The sequence below is a fragment of the Streptomyces sp. NPDC058051 genome (assembly GCF_042885475.1).
Lineage (GTDB): Bacteria > Actinomycetota > Actinomycetes > Streptomycetales > Streptomycetaceae > Streptomyces.
Map to the genome: position 1 here is coordinate 1 of NZ_JBHVRW010000064.1, position 3635 is coordinate 3635.

The following is a 3635-nucleotide window of genomic DNA, read 5'->3' on the forward strand; positions in this document are numbered from 1 at the left end:
TCCATATATCTCCCGTCTCCCTTTCTGACGCTCTTGTGAAATACAGCTCTTTCTAGTGTATCGGATTCTGTTTCAATATCCAAGACTTTAACGATATAAAAGAAAGCTTGGTTAGATACCAAGCTGCCAGCATTTAAAAGAAAACACAAAAAAAACGAAAACATGATCGTTTCGTTTACAATAAAAATGGCGGTCCGGACGGGACTCGAACCCGCGACCTCCTGCGTGACAGGCAGGCATTCTAACCAACTGAACTACCGGACCATTTAATTTTTGGTTGCGGGGGCAGGATTTGAACCTGCGACCTTCGGGTTATGAGCCCGACGAGCTACCGAACTGCTCCACCCCGCGATGATAAAATTTTAGAAAAGCTTGGCGGCGTCCTACTCTCACAGGGGGAAACCCCCGACTACCATCGGCGCTGAAGAGCTTAACTTCCGTGTTCGGTATGGGAACGGGTGTGACCTCTTCGCTATCGCCACCAAACCATTGAGAGTGTTCTCTCAAAACTAGATAACAGTAAGCATACATTCAAATTGGTTAAGTCCTCGATCGATTAGTATCTGTCAGCTCCATGTGTCGCCACACTTCCACCTCAGACCTATCAACCTGATCATCTTTCAGGGATCTTACTTCCTTGCGGAATGGGAAATCTCATCTTGAGGGGGGCTTCATGCTTAGATGCTTTCAGCACTTATCCCGTCCGCACATAGCTACCCAGCGATGCCCTTGGCAGAACAACTGGTACACCAGCGGTGCGTCCATCCCGGTCCTCTCGTACTAAGGACAGCTCCTCTCAAATTTCCTGCGCCCGCGACGGATAGGGACCGAACTGTCTCACGACGTTCTGAACCCAGCTCGCGTACCGCTTTAATGGGCGAACAGCCCAACCCTTGGGACCGACTACAGCCCCAGGATGCGATGAGCCGACATCGAGGTGCCAAACCTCCCCGTCGATGTGGACTCTTGGGGGAGATAAGCCTGTTATCCCCGGGGTAGCTTTTATCCGTTGAGCGATGGCCCTTCCATGCGGAACCACCGGATCACTAAGCCCGACTTTCGTCCCTGCTCGACTTGTAGGTCTCGCAGTCAAGCTCCCTTGTGCCTTTACACTCTACGAATGATTTCCAACCATTCTGAGGGAACCTTTGGGCGCCTCCGTTACTCTTTAGGAGGCGACCGCCCCAGTCAAACTGCCCACCTGACACTGTCTCCCACCCCGATAAGGGGCGCGGGTTAGAATTTCAATACAGCCAGGGTAGTATCCCACCAACGCCTCCACCGAAGCTGGCGCTCCGGCTTCTAAGGCTCCTACCTATCCTGTACAAGCTGTACCAAAATTCAATATCAGGCTGCAGTAAAGCTCCACGGGGTCTTTCCGTCCTGTCGCGGGTAACCTGCATCTTCACAGGTACTATAATTTCACCGAGTCTCTCGTTGAGACAGTGCCCAGATCGTTGCGCCTTTCGTGCGGGTCGGAACTTACCCGACAAGGAATTTCGCTACCTTAGGACCGTTATAGTTACGGCCGCCGTTTACTGGGGCTTCGGTTCAAAGCTTCTCCCAAAGGATAACCCCTCCCCTTAACCTTCCAGCACCGGGCAGGTGTCAGCCCCTATACTTCGCCTTGCGGCTTCGCAGAGACCTGTGTTTTTGCTAAACAGTCGCCTGGGCCTATTCACTGCGGCTCTCTCGGGCTTGCACCCTAACAGAGCACCCCTTCTCCCGAAGTTACGGGGTCATTTTGCCGAGTTCCTTAACGAGAGTTCTCTCGATCACCTTAGGATTCTCTCCTCGCCTACCTGTGTCGGTTTGCGGTACGGGCACCTCTCACCTCGCTAGAGGCTTTTCTTGGCAGTGTGGAATCAGGAACTTCGGTACTATATTTCCCTCGCCATCACAGCTCAGCCTTCATGGGAAACGGATTTGCCTATTTCCCAGCCTAACTGCTTGGACGCGGATATCCAATACCGCGCTTACCCTATCCTCCTGCGTCCCCCCATTGCTCAAATGGTGAGGAGGTGGTACAGGAATATCAACCTGTTGTCCATCGCCTACGCCTTTCGGCCTCGGCTTAGGTCCCGACTAACCCTGAGCGGACGAGCCTTCCTCAGGAAACCTTAGGCATTCGGTGGAAGGGATTCTCACCCTTCTTTCGCTACTCATACCGGCATTCTCACTTCTAAGCGCTCCACCAGTCCTTCCGGTCTGACTTCACCGCCCTTAGAACGCTCTCCTACCACTGTTCGAAGAACAGTCCGCAGCTTCGGTGATACGTTTAGCCCCGGTACATTTTCGGCGCAGAGTCACTCGACCAGTGAGCTATTACGCACTCTTTAAATGATGGCTGCTTCTAAGCCAACATCCTGGTTGTCTAAGCAACTCCACATCCTTTTCCACTTAACGTATACTTTGGGACCTTAGCTGGTGGTCTGGGCTGTTTCCCTTTTGACTACGGATCTTATCACTCGCAGTCTGACTCCCAAGGATAAGTCATTGGCATTCGGAGTTTGACTGAATTCGGTAACCCGTTGGGGGCCCCTAGTCCAATCAGTGCTCTACCTCCAAGACTCTTACCTTGAGGCTAGCCCTAAAGCTATTTCGGAGAGAACCAGCTATCTCCAGGTTCGATTGGAATTTCTCCGCTACCCACACCTCATCCCCGCACTTTTCAACGTGCGTGGGTTCGGGCCTCCATTCAGTGTTACCTGAACTTCACCCTGGACATGGGTAGATCACCTGGTTTCGGGTCTACGACCACGTACTAAACGCCCTATTCAGACTCGCTTTCGCTGCGGCTCCGCCTCTTCAGCTTAACCTTGCACGGGATCGTAACTCGCCGGTTCATTCTACAAAAGGCACGCCATCACCCGTTAACGGGCTCTGACTACTTGTAGGCACACGGTTTCAGGATCTATTTCACTCCCCTTCCGGGGTGCTTTTCACCTTTCCCTCACGGTACTGGTTCACTATCGGTCACTAGGTAGTATTTAGCCTTGGGAGATGGTCCTCCCAGCTTCCGACGGAATTTCACGTGTTCCGCCGTACTCAGGATCCACTCAAGAGGGAACGAAGTTTCAACTACAGGGTTGTTACCTTCTTCGACGGACCTTTCCAGGTCGCTTCATTTACCTCGTTCCTTTGTAACTCCGTATAGAGTGTCCTACAACCCCAAGAGGCAAGCCTCTTGGTTTGGGCTGATCCCGTTTCGCTCGCCGCTACTCAGGAAATCGCATTTGCTTTCTCTTCCTCCGGGTACTTAGATGTTTCAGTTCCCCGGGTCTGCCTTCAATACCCTATGTATTCAGGTAAAGATACTGTTCCATTACGAACAGTGGGTTTCCCCATTCGGAAATCTCCGGATCAAAGCTTACTTACAGCTCCCCGAAGCATATCGGTGTTAGTCCCGTCCTTCATCGGCTCCTAGTGCCAAGGCATCCACCGTGCGCCCTTTCTAACTTAACCATTAGCGAATAAATGGTACAACATACTGTTGTGTTATTTATTGGTTTGATTAAAGAAAAGTTTCACTTTTCCTCAGCAATTACTGTTATCTAGTTTTCAAAGAACAATCGCAACCAAAATTCTTCTTATTAGATAAGAAGAAAGTAGTGTGCTTTCTATAATTGAGAGAT

The 3635-nt window shown here is 51.1% G+C and carries 2 tRNA genes and 2 rRNA genes; all 4 read right to left on the reverse strand.

The features are described 5' to 3' along the window. Positions 1 to 187 precede the first annotated feature (187 nt). Positions 188 to 264: transfer RNA gene (locus ACFVUT_RS37525), tRNA-Asp, on the reverse strand. Between the two features lie 10 nt (positions 265 to 274). Further along, positions 275 to 351: transfer RNA gene (locus ACFVUT_RS37530), tRNA-Met, on the reverse strand. A gap of 19 nt (positions 352 to 370) precedes the next feature. Beyond that, a 5S ribosomal RNA gene (rrf, locus tag ACFVUT_RS37535) occupies positions 371 to 486 on the reverse strand. A 50-nt stretch (positions 487 to 536) separates the two neighbouring features. Next, positions 537 to 3465 (reverse strand): 23S ribosomal RNA (locus ACFVUT_RS37540). Between the last annotated feature and the right edge of the window lie 170 nt (positions 3466 to 3635).